This window comes from Spirillospora sp. NPDC052269, from assembly GCF_040679435.1.
Lineage (GTDB): Bacteria > Actinomycetota > Actinomycetes > Streptosporangiales > Streptosporangiaceae > Spirillospora.
The window spans coordinates 117,645-136,154 of sequence record NZ_JBFAUU010000022.1 but is presented as its reverse complement, the minus strand read 5'-3'; the positions used below and the strand labels follow the sequence as shown (position 1 = coordinate 136,154).

Genomic DNA, 18,510 nt, shown 5'->3' with positions numbered 1-18,510 from the left:
CGCCTGGGGTTCTGCCGACCAGGGCATCACGTGATCTTTGCCCCGCCCGGGGTAGGTCCCCTCCGAACGGACGGTTCGGGGGGACCGGGCGCCTTGGGGGTGACGGGATGTCCACAGCCGCGGTAGAGGAACCCGCCCGGCAGATGCCGCAGGGACGGGAGCTGGGCGTCGTCCTCGGCGCGCTGATGCTCTCGATGCTGCTGGCCGCGCTGGACCAGACGATCGTGTCGACGGCGCTGCCGACGATCGTGGGGGACCTCGGCGGGCTGAACCACCTGTCGTGGGTGGTGACGGCGTACCTGCTGTCGTCGACGGCGTGCACGCCGCTCTGGGGGAAGCTCGGCGACCAGTACGGGCGCAAACGGCTGTTCCAGGCGTCCATCGTGATCTTCCTGGTGGGGTCGGCGCTGTGTGGCCTGTCGGCGAGCATGGACCAGCTGATCGCGTTCCGGGCGATCCAGGGCGTGGGCGGCGGCGGCCTGATGGTGCTGGCGATCGCGATCGTCGGGGACGTGGTGCCGCCCCGCGAGCGGGGCCGCTACCAGGGCCTGTTCGGCGCGGTGTTCGGGGTGTCCAGCGTGTGCGGGCCGCTGCTCGGCGGCTGGTTCGTGGACAACCTGTCCTGGCACTGGGTGTTCTACATCAACCTGCCGGTCGGGCTGCTCGCGCTGGTCGCGATCGCGTTCGCGCTGCACGCGCCGTCCGAGCGGCACCGGCACGCCATCGACTACCTGGGCACGGCGCTGATCATCGGCTGGTCGGTGGCGCTGGTCCTGATGACGACCTGGGGCGGGACGACGTACCCCTGGGCGTCGCCGCAGATCATCGGGCTCGGCGTCCTCGCGGTCGCGCTGATCGTGGCCTGGGTGTGGGCCGAGCACCGCGCGGCGGAGCCGATCATCCCGCTCCGGCTGTTCCGCGACTCGACGTTCAACCTGTCCTCGGCGATCGGGTTCGTGATCGGCTTCGCGATGTTCGGCGCGATGGTCTACATCCCGCTGTTCCTGCAGGTCGTGCACGGTGTGTCCCCGACGTTGTCGGGCGTCCACCTGCTGCCGATGATGCTCGGGCTGCTGGTCGCCTCGATCGGGTCCGGGCAGCTGATCAGCCGGACGGGGAGGTACCGGGTCTACCCGGTCGTGGGCACGCCGCTCGTGGCGGTGGCCCTGTTCCTGCTGTCGCGGCTGGGGGTCGAGTCGTCCACGTGGACGATGAGCCTGCGGCTCGCGCTGCTCGGCTTCGGGCTCGGCCTGGTCATGCAGGTGCTGGTCATCGCCGTCCAGAACCGGGTCCCCTACGCCGACCTCGGCGCGGCGACGTCCGGCGTGACGTTCTTCCGGCAGATCGGCGGGTCGTTCGGCGTCGCCGCGTTCGGGACGGTGTTCGCCAACCGGCTCGCGGACAACATCGCCGCGCTGGCGCGCAAGGGCGAGCTGCCGCCCGGGTTCGACCTGACGGCCGTCCAGGGCGAGCCGAAGCTGATGAACAAGCTGCCGCCGAACGTCCGCACCGACATCCTGCACGCCTACTCGGACGCGATCTCCACGGTGTTCCTCTGGGCGGTGCCCGTCGCGCTCGCCGCGTGCGTGCTGACCTGGTTCATGAAGGAGACGCCGCTGCGTTCGGCCGCGGTGTCGGCCCAGGCCGTCGCGGCCCCCGGGGACGGGTCGTCGCGGCACGAGGCCGAGCGGGCGCTCAGCGAGCTCATCCGGCACGATCCGGAGGCGCTGGAGCTGTACGCGCGGCTCGCGAAGGCCGCCGGGGTGGATCTGCCGCCCGCCCAGATGTGGGCCCTGTGCCGGATCGCCCGGGATCGCTCGGTTTCCGGCCAGGAGCTGGCCGAACGCGCCGGGGTGACGGTCGAGGACGGCCGTCCGCACGTCCGGGGGCTGGTGGACCAGGGGCTGGTGACGTCCGAGGAGGGTGTCCTCGCCCCGACCGAGCGGGGGACGGCGGTCGCCTCCCGGCTGGTCGAGGCGCGGCGCGCCGGGCTGGCCCGGCAGATCTCCGACTGGTCCCCGGACGAGAACCCGGAGCTCGCCGACGTCCTCGAGCGGCTCACCCGCGCGACGCTGGGCGACGACACCGAGGGGCGGGAGGTCTACGGCACCGGTGGACGCCACCGTGCCCACCGCCGCCACCGCTCCCACTAGCCGGACGGCCTCGACCCCCAACCGCTCACACTGCCGGGACGGGCGGCTCGCGCGGCCCTGCCACGCCTCCACTAACCTGGCCGCCGGGCGGGGCTGACCGTCCGGATGGAGATCCGAGACCCAGGTCACACGGGATTGCGTCATGGGCGCGGTAATCTCATACTGACTGACCGAATCTCACTCGGTTTCGGGACGGAACCACAACCCTGGCTTTTGGAGGCGCAGTGGCCGAGGCGTACATCGTCGGCGCGGTCCGTACCCCCGTCGGTACCAAGAAGGGCGCACTGAAGGACGTTCACCCCGCCGACCTCGGCGCGCACGTCCTCAAGGAGCTGGTCAACCGCACCGGCGTCGACCCGTCCGCGGTCGAGGACAACATCATGGGCTGCGTGATGCAGGTCGGCGGCCAGGCCCTGGACATCGCGCGCACCGCGTGGCTGTCGGCCGGGCTGCCGGAGAACGTGCCCGGCGTGACCATCGACCGCCAGTGCGGCTCGTCCCAGCAGGCGATCCACTTCGCCGCGCAGGGCGTGCTGTCCGGCACGCAGGACCTGGTCGTCGCGTCCGGTGTCGAGCACATGGCCAAGGTGCCGATGGGCGCGTCCATCGTGCAGGGCCTCGACTTCCCGTACGGCGAGGGCTGGGCCGAGCGCTACGGCATGCAGGAGATCTCGCAGTTCCGCGGCGCGGAGCTGATGGCCGAGAAGTGGGGCTACAGCCGCGAGGACCTGGAGAGGTTCGCGCTCGAGTCGCACCAGCGCGCCGCGCGGGCGATCGAGGCCGGGCACTTCGACCGCGAGATCGCCCCGCTCGCCGGGCTCGCCAAGGACGAGGGCGCCCGCCCCGACACCACCCTCGAGAAGATGGCGTCGCTCAAGACGCTGCGCGAGGACGGCGTCATCACCGCGGCCGTGGCGTCGCAGATCTCCATCGGCGCGTCCGCGCTGCTCATCGCGTCCGAGGAGGCGGTCCGGCGGCACAACCTCACCCCGCGCGCCCGCATCCACACCCTCGCCGTCACCGGCTCGGACCCGGTCTACATGCTGACCGGCCCGATCCCGGCGACCGAGAAGGCCCTCGCCAAGGGCGGCCTGTCCATCGACGACATCGACGTGTTCGAGGTCAACGAGGCGTTCGCGCCGGTGCCGATGGCGTGGGCGCACGAGACCGGCGCGTCCCTGGAGAAGACCAACCCGAACGGCGGCGCGATCGCCCTCGGCCACCCGCTGGGCGCGACCGGCGGCATCCTGATGACCAAGCTGTTGCACGAGCTGGAGCGCACCGGCGCCCGCTACGGCCTGCAGACGATGTGCGAGGGCGGCGGCCAGGCCAACGCCACCATCATCGAGCGCCTCTGACGCGCCGCCTCTGAGCCCTGCCGCTGAGGCTCGGCTTCTGGCATCGTTCGGGCGGGACCACGCGGGTGGTCCCGCCCGTTCTTCTTGGGAGGGCCTGTGTACTCGACGATCCTGTACTCGGTGTCCGAGCGGATCGCGCGCATCACGCTGAACCGTCCGGACGCGCGGAACTCGCTGAACGACACGATGGTGGACGAGCTGCTCGACGCCTTCGCGCGCGCACGAGACGACGGCGAGGCGCGGGTCATCGTCCTCACCGGGGCGGGGGACCGGGCGTTCTGCGCCGGGGCCGACCTGGGCGGGCTGGCGGCGTCCGGGGTGGCGGCGACCCGCGAGGAGCTGCGGGCGAGCGCGCCGTTCCGCCTGTTCACCGCGTTCCCGGCGATCGGCAAGCCGGTGATCGCGCGGCTCGCCGGGCACGCCGTCGCGGGCGGCCTCGGCCTCGCCGCCGCGTGCGACCTGGTGGTCGCGGCGGACGACGTGAAGCTGGCGACGCCCGAGGTCAACGTCGGGCTCTGGCCCATGATGATCATGGCGATCATCAACCGGAACGTCGCGCCCAAGCACGCGTTCAAGCTCTACTACACCGGCGAGCGGATCACCGCCGCCGAGGGCCGCGAGATCGGCCTGGTCACCGAGGTCGTCCCGCGCGCCGAGCTGGACGCCCGCGTGGACGGGCTGGCCCGCGTGATCGCGGCGAAGTCGCCGGTCGGGCTGCGGCGCGGCCGGGACGCGTTCTTCGCCGTCGAGGGCCGCCCGCTGGACGACGCCGTCGAGTACCTGCTCGGTGAGCTGGTCGAACTGGCCGCGACCGAGGATGCCAAGGAGGGCATCACCGCCTTCCTCGAACGCCGCGAACCCGACTTCAAGGGCCGTTGAGCCCGAAGAGGCCGCTGAGCCCGCCGAGGTTGAAGAGCCCGCCGAGGTTGAAGAGGCCGCCGGCCGGACGCCCGGGGCGACGGGCGTCCGGCCGACGACCGGCCGGCGGACGTCAGGGAGCGGACGGCCCGACGTTCGCGATGGTCAGCGGCGTGCGGGCGACGTGGGCCGTGGAGAGTTCGTCGGCGCCGATGTCGGCGGTCCCGGTCGCGGGCTGGCCGTCGATGTCCGTTCCGGTGCCCGGGAACGCGTTCTTCGCGGCGTTCACGGCAGGGCTGCCCTTGACCAGATGCTGGAGGCCGCCGCTGAGCTTCAGCTTCGGGTCCGCGAACCGGTAGCCGGACGCCGGGACGCCCGGCGCACCACTCGCGGGCGCGAAGAACAGATTGCCCGCGAAACTCGACTTCAGGACGCTCAGGTTCACAGCCGGGGCCTTCGCCGTCCGGACGACGTTGTCGGCAAAGACCAGGTCATGCGCCTTGCCGCCGCCCGAGTGGTCGCTCTTCACCTGGCCCAGGACGGTGTTGTGCGTGAATCGGACATGGTCGGCGGGCCAGTAGGCATTCGGGTCGGACGTGCCGCCACCCACGGTCACGCCACCCTCCACGTAATTGGTGTGGATGTCGTGGCCGCGCCCATAGAAACGGATGCCGGACGTCCCGAACAGGTCGTTCCCGTAGACCTGCGAGTCGTTGCTGAAGCGCAGCACGATCCAGCCCTTGCTGTTCCGGAACGTGTTGTACCGGACGACGTTGCCGGACGACTTCACCGAGATTCCCTCGGCATCGCCGTTCGCGCGGTCCAGCAGGTTGCCCTCGATGGTCGCGTGCGCCGGGACCGCGCCCTTGTCGCCGTACCCGAGGCGGATGCACTCGCCGCCGTTCGAGCCCGTGTAGCCGTGGTCGGTGAACAGGTTGGCGTTCACGCGCGTCCGCTGGGCCATGGTCTTCCCCGGCCCGTTGATCTGCAGGAAGACGCCCTGGGACCGCTTGTGCGCGAACGTGTTGTGGTCGATCTGGACGTCGTCGCCCTCGACGCTCACCCAGTTGTTCTTCGTCGCGGGCTCGGCCAGCTGGAAGGTGTTGCGCGTGAACCGGACGCCGGGGGAGTCGGCGGGCACGCCCGGGGCCTCCCGCGTGCGGAAGACGAACCCGGCGACGGTCACGTAGGGCGAGTGGGACAGCGTGATCCCGGCCGTCCCCGTGAGGGCGACCTTGCCCGTGTGCTGCGCGCCGACCGTGATCCGCGCCTGCTTCGTCCCGGCGCGTCCGGTGATCGTCACGGGCTTGGACAGGGCGTACGTGCCGTCCCGGAGAAGGACGGTGTCGCCCGGACGCGCCGCGGCGACCTGCTTCTGCAGGTCCGCCGGCGAGGACGCCAGGACGGTCCGTCCGGCCACCGCCGAGACCGCCGCGCCCTGCCCGCCGCCCGTGAGGGCGACCGCGACGGCCGCCGTGGCCCCGCAGGCGAGCACGCCCGCGCCCGCCGTGAGTGCCGAGATCCGTGCCGTCCGTCGCATCGTCGAGTGACCTCCGTGATCGCGTGGGCTCGCGGCAGTGTAGAAGCGGAGCGGCCGGGCGCGGGGACGAAAGCGTCAACTGCGACACGACTGTTCAACCCACGTACACCCGCTCAATCCTGAAGAACGGGAAGCGCCTCCGCCCGCACGGCCTCCTCGGCCACGTCGGGCGACGCGTCCGGCAGAAGCGGTCGTATCAGGACGAACTGGAGCACCGCGAGGACGAGGCAGAGCGCGGCGGTGCTCGTCCACAGTGCGGTCACGCCCGCGTTCTGCAGGATCTGCGTCGCCGTGACCGGAGCCGCGATCCCCGCGAAACCCCAGCTCAGGCCGTACACGGATAGGTAGTGGCCGCGTCCGTCCGGTGGGGCGATCCCGGCGACGGCGGCGTACACGCGCCCGAAGATGAGCAGGTCGCCGAGGCTCCACACGACGGTCGCCACCGCGAGCGGGATGAGCCCCCGCGTGAACGCGTAGCCGGTGAACCCCGCGGCCAGCAGGACGCAGCCGGACGCGAGCATCACCGGCGTGGACAGCACGGCCAGCCGTCCGAGGCGCAGCAGCGGCTGGCCCGCGACCGTGGTGACGGCCGAGACGGTGAACAGGATCCCGGCGTCGGCGGCGTCCCGTCCGCTGTGCGCCATCGACAGCGGCAGGGCGACCGTGACCTGCGTGAAGACGAGGGCGTAGAACGTCCCGGTGCCGAGCAGCGCGAGTAGCGCCCGGTCCCGCCAGGGCGACGGGCCGTCGCGCCGCGTCCCGCTGCGCAGCGGTCGGTCCAGCGGCAAAACGCGTCGCACCACCACCGCGCAGGCCAGGCAGGACGCGGCGTCGATCACGAACAGCCAGCGCAGGTCCCAGCGTCCGACGGCGGCCGCGATCAGCCCGGCGCCCGTGCCCCCGGCGGCGAGCGCGGCGCTGAACAGGCTGTAGGCGCGGGCCCGGTCGGCCGGGGCGACGGCGTCGGCGATCAGGGCCTGGCTCGCCGGCTCGTAGATCTCGTAGACCAGTCCGAGCAGCACGGCGAAGGCCAGCACCTGCCAGGTCGTCCCGGCGGCGGCGATGGCGAGCTGAGCGACCGCGCACCCGGCCAGCCCGAGGACGATCGAGCGGCGGCGGCCGATCCGGTCGGCGAGCCGTCCGCCGAGCAGCCGGGACGGTATCGTCGCCACCCCGAACGCGGCCGTGACCAGCCCGGCCGTCGCCGGACTCGCGCCGAAGCGGCCGACGGTGAGCGCCGCGAGGAACGGCACCGAGAACGCGCCCAGCCGGTTCACGGCCCGCGCCACGGCCAGCAGCCAGACGCCGCGAGGCAGCCGGTTCCGTGTCACCACGACCTCCGTGACTGTCATAATAAAAAATGACAGTCACGACCGTAGGGCGGCAGGCTGCAACGCGTCAATACCGCTTCGACGGTTACACGCGTCTCAGAGGGTGAGGCTGAGGGTGCGCTGGATCCGCGCCGCCGTCGCCTGCATGTGGTGGATCCGCGCCTCCACCTTCGCCAGCTTCGTCGAACGGCACGAGATCGCGAGCGCGCCGACGACGCTGCCCGTCGCGTCGGTGACCGGGACGGCCGCGCAGCCGGTGCCGAGCGCGTACTCCTCATGGTCGAGGCTGAGGTCCGCCTGCGTGTTCAGCAGCTGCATCAGGCGGCGCGGCTCGGTGATCGTGTGCGGCGTCAGGTCGACCAGCGGGTGCCGGGCCAGGTAGTCGCGGCGGCGGTCCTCGTCGAGCTGGCCGAGCATGCACTTGCCGATCGCGGTCGCGTGCGCGGCCTCGTCGAACCCGACCCACAGGTCGACGCGCGGGGCGCGCGGGCCGTCCGCGATGTCCACGATGCGGATCTCGTCGTCCACGTGCATGCCGAAGTAGGACGCGACGCCCAGCTCGTCCCGCAGGGCGATCAGCGCCGGGCGGATCCGGGTCAGCAGCTGCTGCGCGCGCGCCTGTCCCTGCAGCGAGTGGACGCGGTCGCCGAGCACCCAGGAGCCGTCGGTCATGCGGAGCGCGTAACCCTCGTGCGCGAGGGTACGGAGCAGGTGGTAGGTGGTGGCGAGCGGCAGTCCCGCCTCGCGGGACAACTGCTTCGCGGGCGCGCCGTTGGGGTGCGAGGCCACGGCCTCCATGAGACGCAGCGCGCGCTGCACCGAGGAGATGAGAGTCGGTCTCCGTGTCTCGTCCATCACGCACAGCGACCCTCTCTGGCCGGGCAGTGGCCAAGACATGGGCGGTACGCGACCATTGGATCACCTTCCGTGGCAGCGGGAGGCGGTTTTCGTCAAGACGGTCTTGTGCGGGGCCCTACTCAGCGGTTTCACCCGGGAGTAACTTCACGGGGAGAGCCTCCGGGAGCACGTCCGAGGAGTCGGCATGAACCAGCCGCACGCCGCCCAGCCGGGACCACGGAAGGACGGCGCCGCCGGGAGCGGCGCCCAGGTGGACGAGCGGACCGCGCGCCGGGTGGCCGAGGAGGCGCGGGAGAGCGAGTGGCGGCTGCCCAGCTTCGGCAAGCAGCTCTTCCTGGGCGACCTGCGGCTCGACCTGATTCATCCGCATCCGCGTCCGGACGCCGAGGCCCGGCGGAAGGGTGACGAATTCCTGACGCGGCTGCGGGAGTTCTGTGACACCCGGGTCGACCCGGCGCAGATCGAGCGGCAGGCCCGCATCCCGGACGACGTTGTCAAGGGCCTGCGCGAGCTGGGAGCGCTCGGCATGAAGGTCCCGGAGCGGTACGGCGGGCTCGGGCTCAGCCAGTACCACTACGGCCGGGCCCTGATGATCATCGGTTCGTGCAGCCCGGCGATCGGCGCGCTCGTCTCGGCGCACCAGTCCATCGGCGTCCCGCAGCCGGTCAAGCTGTTCGGCTCCGCGGCGCAGAAGGCCGCGTGGCTGCCGGTCAGCGCGCGTTCGGTCACCGCGTTCCTGCTCACCGAGCCGGACGTCGGGTCCGACCCGGCGCGGCTGCGCTCCACCGCCGTCCCGGACGGCGACGAGTACATCCTCAACGGCGTGAAGCTGTGGACGACCAACGGCGTGATCGCCGACCTGGTCGTGGTGATGGCGCGCGTCCCGAAGGGCGAGGGGCACCGCGGCGGCATCTCCGCGTTCGTCGTGGACATGCGCAGCCCCGGCATCACCGTCGAGAACCGCAACGTGTTCATGGGGCTGCGCGGAATCGAGAACGGCGTGACGCGGTTCCACGACGTCCGCGTCCCGGCCGAGAACCTGGTCGGACCCGAGGGCGCGGGCCTGAAGGTGGCGCTGACCACGCTGAACACCGGACGGCTCTCGCTGCCCGCGATGTGCGCGGCGGCCGGGAAGTGGGCCACCAGGGTCGCCCGTGAGTGGACGGCCGAGCGCGTCCAGTGGGGACGTCCCGTCGGGGAGCACGAGGCGGTCGCGAAGAAGGTGGCGTTCATCACCGCGACCGCCTACGCGCTGGAGGCCATGCTCGACCTGTCCGGTCAGCTCGCCGACGACGAGCGCAACGACATCCGGATCGAGGCGGCGCTCGCCAAGCTCTGGGCGTCCGAGATGGCCTCCCGGATCGCCGACGAGCTCGTCCAGGTGCGCGGCGGGCGGGGCTACGAGACCGCCGAGTCGCAGGCGGCGCGCGGCGAGCGCGGGGTCCCGGCCGAGCAGGTGCTGCGCGACCTGCGGATCAACCGGATCTTCGAGGGCTCGACCGAGATCATGCACCTGCTGATCGCGCGCGAGGCCGTGGACGCGCACCTGTCGGTGGCCGGGGACATCATCGACCCGGACGCGTCGCCCGGCGACAAGGCGCGGGCGGCGGCGCGCGCCGGCGGCTTCTACGCGCGCTGGCTGCCGACGCTCGTCACCGGCTCCGGGCGGCGTCCCGGCGCGTACGGCCAGTTCGGGCCGCTGGCCGGGCACCTGCGCTACGTCGAACGCGCCTCGCGCAAGCTCGCCCGCTCCACGTTCTACGCGGCGGCGCGCTGGCAGGGCGGGCTGGAGCGGCGTCAGGGCTTCCTCGGCCGCATGGTCGACATCGGCGCGGAGCTGTACGCGATGAGCGCCGTCTGCGTGCGCGCCCACGCCGACGCCCATCCCGAAGGCGACCCGGTCGGCGGGGCCGTCGAGCCGGGGGTCTCGGCGATCCGGCTGGCGGACGTGTTCTGCCGGCAGTCGCGGGTGCGGGTGGACGAGCTGTTCGACGGCCTGTGGCGCAATACCGACGTGGAGGACGGGCGACTCGCCCGCGAGGTGCTGAACGGCGACTTCACCTGGCTGGAGGAGGGCGTGCTCGACCCGTCCCTGCCCGGCCCGTGGATCGCGCCCGCCGAGCACGGCCCGAGCGAACGGGATGACGTGCACCGCTTCATCAGCTGACCCTTCGCGGGGGATGGAGGGGCGCGTCGGGCCGGACCACCTGCGGATCATTGCACAGTGTCACCATATGAAAACTCTCCGCCTGTCATCGGACCGGTGTGTCGATATGTTTCAGCCACCCGGCACTGGTGCGGTCGCCGGGCTGCCCCGGCGGCCAGCTCGGCCGAGACGGCCGACACGGAGGTGAGCGGAGGGACGGCGGGATGCTCAGCATGATCGTCGACGACGTTCGGGAACCGGCGTGGAACCTCGCGCTGGACGAGGCCCTGGCGCGGGTGCCCGGGCCGCGCGGGCGGCGGGCCGTCCGCCGCGGGGGAAGGACACCGGGCCTGCGGACGATGCCGCCGCCTCGACCGGGCGTGCCGCGGCTCGGCGCTCCGTCCGGGAGTGCGGCGGCGGAGCGAGGACCGGTGCTGCGGGTGTGGCAGAACGCCCCGAGCGTCGTGATCGGACGCTTCCAGAACGTCGAGGAGGTCGTGGACCTCGCCGCGTGCGCGCGGGACGGGGTCCGGGTCGTCCGGCGGGCCAGCGGGGGCGGGGCGGTCTACACCGACTCCGGAACCCTCCTGTTCTCCTTGGTCAGGCGGCCTCGGGCGGGGGAGCGGCGATTCCCGGCGGAGTGGCCGGACCTGGACGTCCTCGTCGGGACGGCGCTCGGGCGGCTCGGTTGCCCGCCGGAGGCCCTCGCGGGCGGCGGGATCGTCCAGACGGCGCGGTTGCGGACGAGGGAGGCCGTGCTCACCCACCTCGCGGTGCATGTCACGCCGATCAACGCGTACGGGCCCGCGTACCTGATGCCGCCGTCCGCCGGGGGCCCCGGGGCATCGCCCGGCGGGGGCGAACGGCGCACGCTGGCCGACCTCGGGATGCCCATCACACTGGACGCGGTCCGCGCGGCCGTCCTGAGTGAGATCATGGACGTGTACGGAATCGCGCGTACCCGGCGTCCGGATCCCGGTGAGCAGGCCGTCCGCGACCATCTGTACAGCGTCCGGTACGGGGACGTGACCTGGAACCTGTCGAGGCCCGCGGGCCCTAGACGAGCCGCCCGGGAGTTCACCGGCGGCTGATCCAAGGTCAACCACGGGCAGAGGCGGCATTCACCGCCCCTTGACCTGGGGCTTTCCCCGTCCTGGCGTGAGGCCGTCGACGGACCGTCCGGGTTGCCTACTGTGGGTAGACTGACCCGACCTTGGTGCCCGAGATCGGCATCGGCCCAGTCCGAAGAGCATCCGAGCGAGCGGGAAAGTATGCAGTCACCAGGTCAGAAGAAAACCATCATGGGCGGCGTCCTCAGCCTTCTGAGCAGCGGCCCGAAGCAGACCGCCGGGCCGGCGGCGCCGCCCGCCGCGGGCGAGGACGTCGTCCAGCCCGCCGCCGGTGAGGGCGCGCTGGAGAACCACCTCGGCGGCGACGAGGCGCGCAACTACCGCCAGTACGAGTACGACATGGTCGCGCCGCACGTGGGCCGCAAGCTCCTGGAGATCGGCTCCGGGCTCGGCCACTTCTCCGAGCAGTTCGCGGGCCGCCTCGACTACCTGGTCGTCAGCGACAACGACCCCTACTGCGTCGGTGAGCTGCGCAAGCGCTACGACGGCAACGACGACGTCGAGGTCCTCGACCTCGAGCTGCCCGCGACGATCGACATCCGGCAGAAGGTCGACACCGTCGTGATGATGAACGTCCTTGAGCACATCAAGGACGACGTCCAGGCCCTGCGCGACCTCGCCGCCGTGACCGAGCCCGGCGGCCGCATCGTCATCTGGGTCCCCGGCTACATGCAGCTGTACGGCGACTTCGACCGCAAGGTCGGCCACGTCCAGCGGTACACGCCGGCCACGCTGGGGAAGGCCGTCCGCGAGGCGGGCCTGGTGCCGGACGTGCTCAAGCCGATCAACTTCCTCGGCGGCATCGCCTGGTGGGCGGCCGTCCGCCGCGGCGGCGCGGGCTACCCGGACCCCCGGCTCGTCAAGATCTACGACCGGACGGTCATTCCGACCACCCGGGCCATCGAGCGGATCGTCCAGCCGCCGTTCGGGCAGACCGTCCTCTGCGTGGCCCGCGTTCCGAAGTGAACGCGCGTCCTCAGGGTCGGCGGCGGCGTTCCGACGTGAGCGCACGCGTTCCCGAGTAGGCAACGCTTTCGACGAACAGGACCCGGCTCCCTTGGGGGCCGGGTCCTGTTCGTATGCGGGGGTTTGGCAGGGAAACGCCCGTCAGTGGGCGGCGGGGGTGAAGAGGGAGAGGCGGTGCGCCGTGGCGGCGGCCTCGCCCCGGCTCGCGACCTCCAGCTTGGCCAGGATGTTGGAGACGTGCACGCTCGCCGTCTTCGCGGAGATGAACAGCGCCTCGGCGATCTCGCGGTTGCTCCGGCCCTCGGCGACCAGGCGCAGGACCTCGAACTCGCGCGGGGTGAGGCCGAACGGCGCGACGGCCGGGTCGGCCTGGGGACCGAGCCGGGCCCGCTGGGACAGTCCGGACAGCCGGTCCAGCAGCGGGACGGCGCGGAGGTCACGGGCGAGGTCGGTCGCGCGGGTGAGGCGGTCGCGGGCGGCGTTCCGGTCTCCGGCGTGCAGGGCGGCCTGTCCGGCCCAGGCGAGCGCCAGGGCCTCCTGGTAGGGGTTCGCCAGTGCCTTCCAAGCTGAGGCGGCCTCGTCCCAGGCCGTGACGTCGAGGTCGCCTCGTGCGCGCGCGGCGGTCGCGTCGTAGGTGCGCTTCCACGCCCCCTGGAGAGCCCCCAACACGAGCGTGGCCTGCGCGCGCTTCTCCACACGTTCGAAATCGGGGGATCCGCCGAGCTCGGCACAGGCCGTCGCGGCGTGCACGAGGACGGGCCAGGCGTAGCGCGAATCGTCCGGGAGTGACTTGTTGGGATCGCCGAGGACGGGTTCGACGGCGACGAGCGCCGCGTCCGGACGGCCCTGAGCGAGCCGGAGGGCCGCCTCCAGGCGGCGGGTGGCGAACAGGTCCTGCACCTTCGGCCAGGTCACCTCACGGGCATGGGCGAGCATCCGCACCGCGTGGTCGAGGTCGCCGCGGGCGGTCGCGATCTCCCCGGCCAGCGCGAACAGCGAGGTGCGGATCTTGCGCGGCGGGCGCTGGTCGATGGTGCGGCGGAGCAGCACGTCCGCCTCGTCCCAGCGGCCGAGCGAGACCAGCGGCTCGGCCTGGTTGATGGCCAGGAACGCGCCGTGGGTGCGGGCGACCCCGGCGACCTGGGCCTTCTGCACCCCCTCGTGGGCGACCTCGACGGCCTCGGCGTGCTGTCCGGAACCCTCCAGGAAGTGCGACCGGTTGACCGCGACGCGCAGCCGCAGCCGATCGTCGTCCTCCTCGTCGGCGAGGCGCCACGTCTCCTGCAGAAGCCGCTCGGTCGGTTCCCGCCGGCTGTAGCCCGCGCCGTAGTCGAAGTCCAGACAGGACAGGGCGAGCAGCGCCTCCACCTCGGCCTGCCGGTCGTTGATGTCGCGTCCGATCGCGAGGGCCGCGTGCGCGGCGCGCCGGGGCTCGTCGGAGTTCTGCAGCAGGCGGCCGACCGACGCGAGCGTGTTCAGCGCCCGCGCGCGCTGCGAGGTCGGACGGTCCGCGGGCAGCAGCCGGACGGCCTCGCGCAGGTCGTCGACGGCCTCGGGAAGCGTCTGGTCGGACAGCATGCGGCCGCGGCGTTCCAGCAGCCCGGCGCGGCGGAAGGCGTTCTCCGGGACGTCCGGGAGCATGCGCAGGGCGCCGGTGGCGTACTTCACGCCCCGGTCGAGCTCCCCGGCGCTCTCGGCGATCAGGACGGCCTGCTCGAACACCTCGATCTGAGTCGCGCCGATGCGGTCGGCCGCGTCCGGCACGCGGTCCCAGAGTTCGAGGACGCGGGCGAGCATGTCCAGGCCCTCGGCGTACGCGACGCGGCGGCTGGCCTCGCCGGCCGCCCGCCAGGACGCGACGAGCGCCCACAGCGCGTCGTGCGCGGCGTACCAGTGGTGGCTCAGCTCGTGCCAGATCCGGTCGGCGGGGACCAGGTCCGGGTCGTTCTCCAGCGCCTCGGCGTACCGGGTGTGCAGGCGGGTGTGCTCGCCGGGCAGCAGGTCGTCGTGGACGGCCTCGCGGATCAGCGCGTGCCGGAACGCGTACCCGTCGCCGTCCACCTCCAGGACGTTCGCGGCGACCGCCGGACGCAGCACCCGGGTCAGCCCCGCGTCGTCCAGCCTGGACACGGCCGCGAGCAGCCGGTGGTCGATCCGGGTGCCGCCGCCGCTCGCGTCGCGCAGCGCCTCCTGGGTCTCCTCCGGAAGCCGCTCGACCCCGGCGAGCAGCAGGTCGCGCAGGGTCTCCGGCAGCTCGCTCACCAGCTGCCCGTCGCAGCCGACCAGCGTCTCCACGAACAGCGGGTTCCCCTCGCTGCGGGACTGCACGGTGTCGATCAGCTCGTGGTCGGGGGTGCGGCCGAGGATGTCGGCGACCAGCTCGCCCACCTCGTCCCGGGACAGTCGGGGCAGGTCCAGCCGCCGGACGCGCTCCACCCGGCCGAGCTCGGCGAGCAGCGGGCGCAGCGGATGGGAGCGGTGCAGCTCGTCCGACCGGTAGGTCACCACGATCAGCAGCGGCGCCGACCCGACGTTGCGCACCAGGAACGACAGCAGGTCGCGGGTGGACCGGTCGGCCCAGTGCGCGTCCTCGATCACCAGCACGACCGGGGACCGCTCGGCGAGGTGCTCCAGCAGCGTCAGCATCGTCTCGAACAGCCGGGCCCGCTCCTCGCCGGACGCCGCGTCCGACTCCGGCTCGCCGAACTCCGGCAGGAGCCGCGCCAGCCCGGACGTCGCGCCGCGCGGCAGCAGCTCGGCCACGCCGTCCACGCCGACGTCCCGGACGAGCCCGCGCAGCACGGTCGTGAACGGCGCGAACGGCAGGCCGTCCGAGCCGAGCTCCAGGCAGCCGCCGACCAGCAGGCGCGCGTCGTCCTTGACGGCCGCGCCGAACTCGCGGATCAGCCGGGACTTGCCGAGCCCCGCCTCACCGCCCACCAGCACCGCGCCGGGCGCGGCGGCCAGGGCCTCGGTCAGCAGGTCGAGCTGCCCCGCCCGGCCGACCATGATGGGGGACGTCCCGTGTGTGCTCACGGCTCCCAGCATGCCAGCCGTTTTCCGGACTTTCTCCACCTTTTCAGGCATCCCAGGACTGGCCGCGGTGCGCGTCCAGATCCGGTACCGGACCAGGTGGGAGCGGGGGCGACACCGTCGTCCGGACCGGGCTGCCGACCGTGCCGTCCACGACGACGCCGCGTGCGGCGAAGTGCGGATGCGCCATCATCTCCGCCCTTCCGAGCGCCGGCGCCACGGGCGCGCCCTCGGCGCTCAGGCGGCGCAGTGCTTCGTCCGCGTTCAGTTCCCTGATGGCTCCGGCTACCGCCTCGTCCAGGTCGCCGACTCGCCCGAGTCGCTCGGCGAAGGGGAGGTGGGCGAGGCCGGGCAGGTCGAGGGCGCGGCATACGGCCGTCCAGAGCCGGTCCTCGGAGACCACGCCGAGCGTGATCTGGCGGTCGTCGGCCGTCCGGTACACGCCGTATCCGGCGACCGGTCCTGCTTGGTGCGTTCTGTTCGCGACCTCCGGGACGGTCGCGACCCAGTTGGCGAGGACGTCCGCCATCCCCAGGTCGATCCGCTCGCCGATTCCGGTCGTCCGGGCGTGGAGGACCGCCGCCGCGATCGCGAACGCCGCCATCGTCGCCGCCGCCATGTCGGCTATGGGTAGTTCGTCTGCTGCGGGTGAGGTCGCGTCCGGGGGCAGGGCCCCGGCATACGCCCGGTAGTTCAGGTCGTGGCCCGGGACGTCCGCCAGAGGGCCTTCGGCTCCGTAGCCGGACAGCGAGCAGTACACGAGTGCCGGATTCGTTTTCCGGACGTCCGTGTGTCCGACGCCGAGTCGTTCCGCCACGCCGGGCCGGAAGCCTTCGACGAACACCTCGGCTCCTGCGGCGAGTTCAAGGCATCGAGTCCGTCCGGCCTCCGTTTTGAGATCCAGCACCATGCTTCGCTTGTGCTGGTTCAGCAGGTCGAAATGTGACCGGAACGCCCGCATCGGTTCCCCGCCGGGCGGCTCCACCTTGATGACGTCCGCCCCGAACTGCGCCAGCAGCTGCGACGCGTAAGGGCCCGGCCGCCACGCCGTCAGATCAAGCACTCGCAGCCCGTCCAGCAGCCCCATGGCTCACCTCTTCCGTGGGTTGACTCCCGTGGGTGACGACGCCACCGTCCCGCTGGTGTGGCAGCAGGTCAAGCGAGCGCTTGTTTCATGAGTGGGTGTTGACGGGGAGTCCGTGCGGGGTGACGCTGGGGTGGTTCGTGTTCGCCGGGCTGTTCTGCCTGGTCGGGACGGTGGAGGTGGTGGAGATCCGATTCTCGCTCTTCTACGAACACCAGTTGCCGAGGCCGTGGGACGACGGGCGGGAGCAGCGGCTCTACCAGGACGCGCTCGAGCAGATCGAGATCGCGGACCGGGTCGGGTTCGACGTGATCTGGGAGGTGGAACACCACTTCCTCGAGGAGTACAGCCACTCGTCCGCGCCCGAGGTCTTCCTCGCGGCGGCGTCGCAGCGGACGAAGCGGATCCGGCTCGGGCACGGGATCGTCCAGCTGCCGCCCGGGGTCAACCACCCGGCGCGGACCGCCGAGCGGATCGCCACCCTCGACCTGGTGTCGAACGGGCGTGTCGAGTTCGGGACGGGCGAGTCGTCCTCCAGCGCCGAGCTGGGCGGATTCGGGATCCGGCGCGGCGAGAAGCGGGCGCAGTGGCAGGACGCGATCGACGCCGTCACCCGCATGTTCGTGGAGGAGCCGTTCGCGGGCTGGAACTCGCCGCATCTGCGGATGCCGCCGCGCAATGTGATCCCGAAGCCCGTGCAGAAGCCGCATCCGCCGCTGTGGGTGGCGTGTTCGCGGCGCGAGACCATCGAGTTCGCCGCCCGGAACGGCATCGGCGCGCTCTCGTTCTCGTTCGTCGAGCCCGAGGACGCCGCCAAGTGGGTGGACGAGTACTACCGCGTCATCGAATCGGACGAGTGTGTTCCGGCGGGTTTCGCCGTGAATCCCAATGTGTGCGTTGTTCTGCCCATGATGCTGCACGAGGACGAGGCGACGGCGATCGATCGCGGTATCGATGGCGCGCATTTCTTCGGGTTCGCCCTGGCGCACTACTACGGGACGACCCCGCACGACCCTGGGCGCACGAACGTGTGGGAGGCGTTCGAACAGCGTAGGGCCGCCCAAGGTTTCGACCGAGAGCAGATCACCGCCGATTCCCAGGCGCTCCGGGTGAACGTCGGCTCGCTGCGCGGAGCGATCGGAACACCAGATCAGGTGGCCGACCTCATTCGGCGGTACGAGAACGTGGGCGTGGATCAGATCGGCTTTGTTCTCCAGGCCGGAACGAACAAGCACGAGCACATCTGTGAAGCTCTCGAGCTGTTCGGGAAATCCGTTCTGCCGCGCTTCGTCGAGGGGCGTGAGGAGCGCGAGGCGGAGAAGGCCGCGCGATTGGCACCTGCGGTGGAGCGCGCTTTGGAGCGCCGCAGGCCCGCCCGTTCGCTGCCGGTCGGCTACCGGATGGACGAGGCCGCCGAAGTGGCTCGCGCGCATCGGGGGCCGCGCCTGCGCCGTCCGACGGTGGCGGACGTCCGGAACGAGGCTCGGCAGCGCGTCCGGAGGGGGCTGTTCCGGGTCGTCCACGACGCCTCGGACGAGACCATCGAGCGTCGCTTCGGGCCGCGCGTCCAACGCGCCTTCTTCGGCGGCATGGCCCGCGCGTACGACCCGTCCATGGCGGGCGGTTTCACGGGCGACATCGACTTCCGCCTGACCGCCGCCGACGGCTCCGCGACCACCTGGACGATGACGATCACCGGTGAGCGCGCCCACGCCCGGCCCGGTCCGTCCCGTGGTCCCGCGCTCACCCTCACGGCGTCCACTTCCGACTTTCTGCGCATTCTGGTCGGTGACGCCAACCCCGCCAGCCTTCTGATGGACGGACGCCTCAAAATCCGAGGCGAGTTCGAGTTGGCCCCTCGCCTAAGCGAAATGTTCGGAGGGCCGTCCCCGTACTGAACCTGTAGGCACGACAGCTTGCCGACACAAAACTAGTCCTCGCCCATAGGGGAGACGAACGCGAATACCTACCCGCCATATCGCTCGAAGGGACGGCCGGTCTGATCACTTGAAGCCATAAGACGTGATTATCCGTGGTCGAATGTGCGCGGAAC

General features: G+C 71.9%; 12 protein-coding genes. 7 read left to right on the top strand and 5 right to left on the bottom strand.

Annotation, left to right across the window (positions count from 1 at the left end):
* Positions 1 to 107 precede the first annotated feature (107 nt).
* The 3 genes from AB0L06_RS36875 (at position 108) to AB0L06_RS36865 (ending at position 4,390) form a co-directional block, all read left to right on the top strand.
* Complete coding sequence (locus AB0L06_RS36875; protein ID WP_500235833.1) at positions 108 to 2,153, top strand: MFS transporter; 2,046 nt, start codon at positions 108 to 110, stop codon at positions 2,151 to 2,153.
* A 224-nt stretch (positions 2,154 to 2,377) separates the two neighbouring features.
* Positions 2,378 to 3,511, top strand: coding sequence for an acetyl-CoA C-acetyltransferase (locus AB0L06_RS36870; protein ID WP_500235832.1), 1,134 nt, complete (start codon positions 2,378 to 2,380; stop codon positions 3,509 to 3,511).
* Between the two features lie 96 nt (positions 3,512 to 3,607).
* A complete protein-coding gene (locus AB0L06_RS36865) occupies positions 3,608 to 4,390 on the top strand; it encodes an enoyl-CoA hydratase/isomerase family protein (RefSeq protein ID WP_500235831.1) in 783 nt (260 codons plus the stop codon).
* Positions 4,391 to 4,502: 112 nt separating this feature from the next.
* On the opposite strand, the gene AB0L06_RS36860 is transcribed toward AB0L06_RS36865, so the two are convergent.
* The 3 genes from AB0L06_RS36860 to AB0L06_RS36850 all read right to left on the bottom strand — a co-directional run bounded on the left by AB0L06_RS36860 (position 4,503) and on the right by AB0L06_RS36850 (position 8,095).
* Positions 4,503 to 5,909, bottom strand: coding sequence for a polysaccharide lyase 6 family protein (locus AB0L06_RS36860; protein WP_500235830.1), 1,407 nt, complete (start codon positions 5,907 to 5,909; stop codon positions 4,503 to 4,505).
* 113 nt (positions 5,910 to 6,022) lie between these two features.
* A complete protein-coding gene (locus AB0L06_RS36855) occupies positions 6,023 to 7,261 on the bottom strand; it encodes an MFS transporter (protein WP_500235829.1) in 1,239 nt (412 codons plus the stop codon).
* Between the two features lie 75 nt (positions 7,262 to 7,336).
* Positions 7,337 to 8,095 (bottom strand): IclR family transcriptional regulator, encoded by a 759-nt coding sequence (locus AB0L06_RS36850; protein WP_500235828.1) that lies wholly within the window; start codon positions 8,093 to 8,095, stop codon positions 7,337 to 7,339.
* A 187-nt stretch (positions 8,096 to 8,282) separates the two neighbouring features.
* Here AB0L06_RS36850 and AB0L06_RS36845 point away from each other — a divergent pair, with 187 nt between their 5' ends.
* From AB0L06_RS36845 to AB0L06_RS36835, 3 genes are all read left to right on the top strand, one after another.
* Positions 8,283 to 10,265, top strand: a complete 1,983-nt coding sequence (locus AB0L06_RS36845; protein WP_500235827.1) for an acyl-CoA dehydrogenase family protein — start codon at positions 8,283 to 8,285, stop codon at positions 10,263 to 10,265.
* Positions 10,266 to 10,468: 203 nt separating this feature from the next.
* On the top strand, positions 10,469 to 11,335 hold the full coding sequence (locus tag AB0L06_RS36840; protein WP_500235826.1) for a lipoate--protein ligase family protein: 867 nt from the start codon (positions 10,469 to 10,471) through the stop codon (positions 11,333 to 11,335).
* A gap of 210 nt (positions 11,336 to 11,545) precedes the next feature.
* Complete coding sequence (locus AB0L06_RS36835) at positions 11,546 to 12,340, top strand: class I SAM-dependent methyltransferase (protein WP_500235825.1); 795 nt, start codon at positions 11,546 to 11,548, stop codon at positions 12,338 to 12,340.
* Positions 12,341 to 12,481: 141 nt separating this feature from the next.
* Here the strand turns inward: AB0L06_RS36835 and AB0L06_RS36830 are convergent, their stop codons facing one another.
* Complete coding sequence (locus AB0L06_RS36830) at positions 12,482 to 15,376, bottom strand: ATP-binding protein (RefSeq protein ID WP_500235824.1); 2,895 nt, start codon at positions 15,374 to 15,376, stop codon at positions 12,482 to 12,484.
* A 43-nt stretch (positions 15,377 to 15,419) separates the two neighbouring features.
* Entirely contained in the window at positions 15,420 to 16,460 is a 1,041-nt protein-coding gene (locus AB0L06_RS36825) for a CaiB/BaiF CoA transferase family protein (protein WP_500235823.1), read from the bottom strand.
* Positions 16,461 to 16,579: 119 nt separating this feature from the next.
* Here AB0L06_RS36825 and AB0L06_RS36820 point away from each other — a divergent pair, with 119 nt between their 5' ends.
* Positions 16,580 to 18,355 (top strand): LLM class flavin-dependent oxidoreductase, encoded by a 1,776-nt coding sequence (locus AB0L06_RS36820; RefSeq protein ID WP_500235822.1) that lies wholly within the window; start codon positions 16,580 to 16,582, stop codon positions 18,353 to 18,355.
* Positions 18,356 to 18,510: the final 155 nt, after the last annotated feature.

Excerpts from the sequence above, each read along its gene's own strand:
- AB0L06_RS36875 (WP_500235833.1), top strand. The coding sequence starts at position 108 with ATGTCCACAGCCGCGGTAGAGGAACCCGCCCGGCAGATGCCGCAGGGA.
- AB0L06_RS36860 (WP_500235830.1), bottom strand. The coding sequence starts at position 5,909 with ATGCGACGGACGGCACGGATCTCGGCACTCACGGCGGGCGCGGGCGTG.
- AB0L06_RS36855 (WP_500235829.1), bottom strand. The coding sequence starts at position 7,261 with ATGACAGTCACGGAGGTCGTGGTGACACGGAACCGGCTGCCTCGCGGC.
- AB0L06_RS36850 (WP_500235828.1), bottom strand. The coding sequence starts at position 8,095 with ATGGACGAGACACGGAGACCGACTCTCATCTCCTCGGTGCAGCGCGCG.
- AB0L06_RS36845 (WP_500235827.1), top strand. The coding sequence starts at position 8,283 with ATGAACCAGCCGCACGCCGCCCAGCCGGGACCACGGAAGGACGGCGCC.
- AB0L06_RS36840 (WP_500235826.1), top strand. The coding sequence starts at position 10,469 with ATGCTCAGCATGATCGTCGACGACGTTCGGGAACCGGCGTGGAACCTC.
- AB0L06_RS36835 (WP_500235825.1), top strand. The coding sequence starts at position 11,546 with ATGGGCGGCGTCCTCAGCCTTCTGAGCAGCGGCCCGAAGCAGACCGCC.
- AB0L06_RS36825 (WP_500235823.1), bottom strand. The coding sequence starts at position 16,460 with ATGGGGCTGCTGGACGGGCTGCGAGTGCTTGATCTGACGGCGTGGCGG.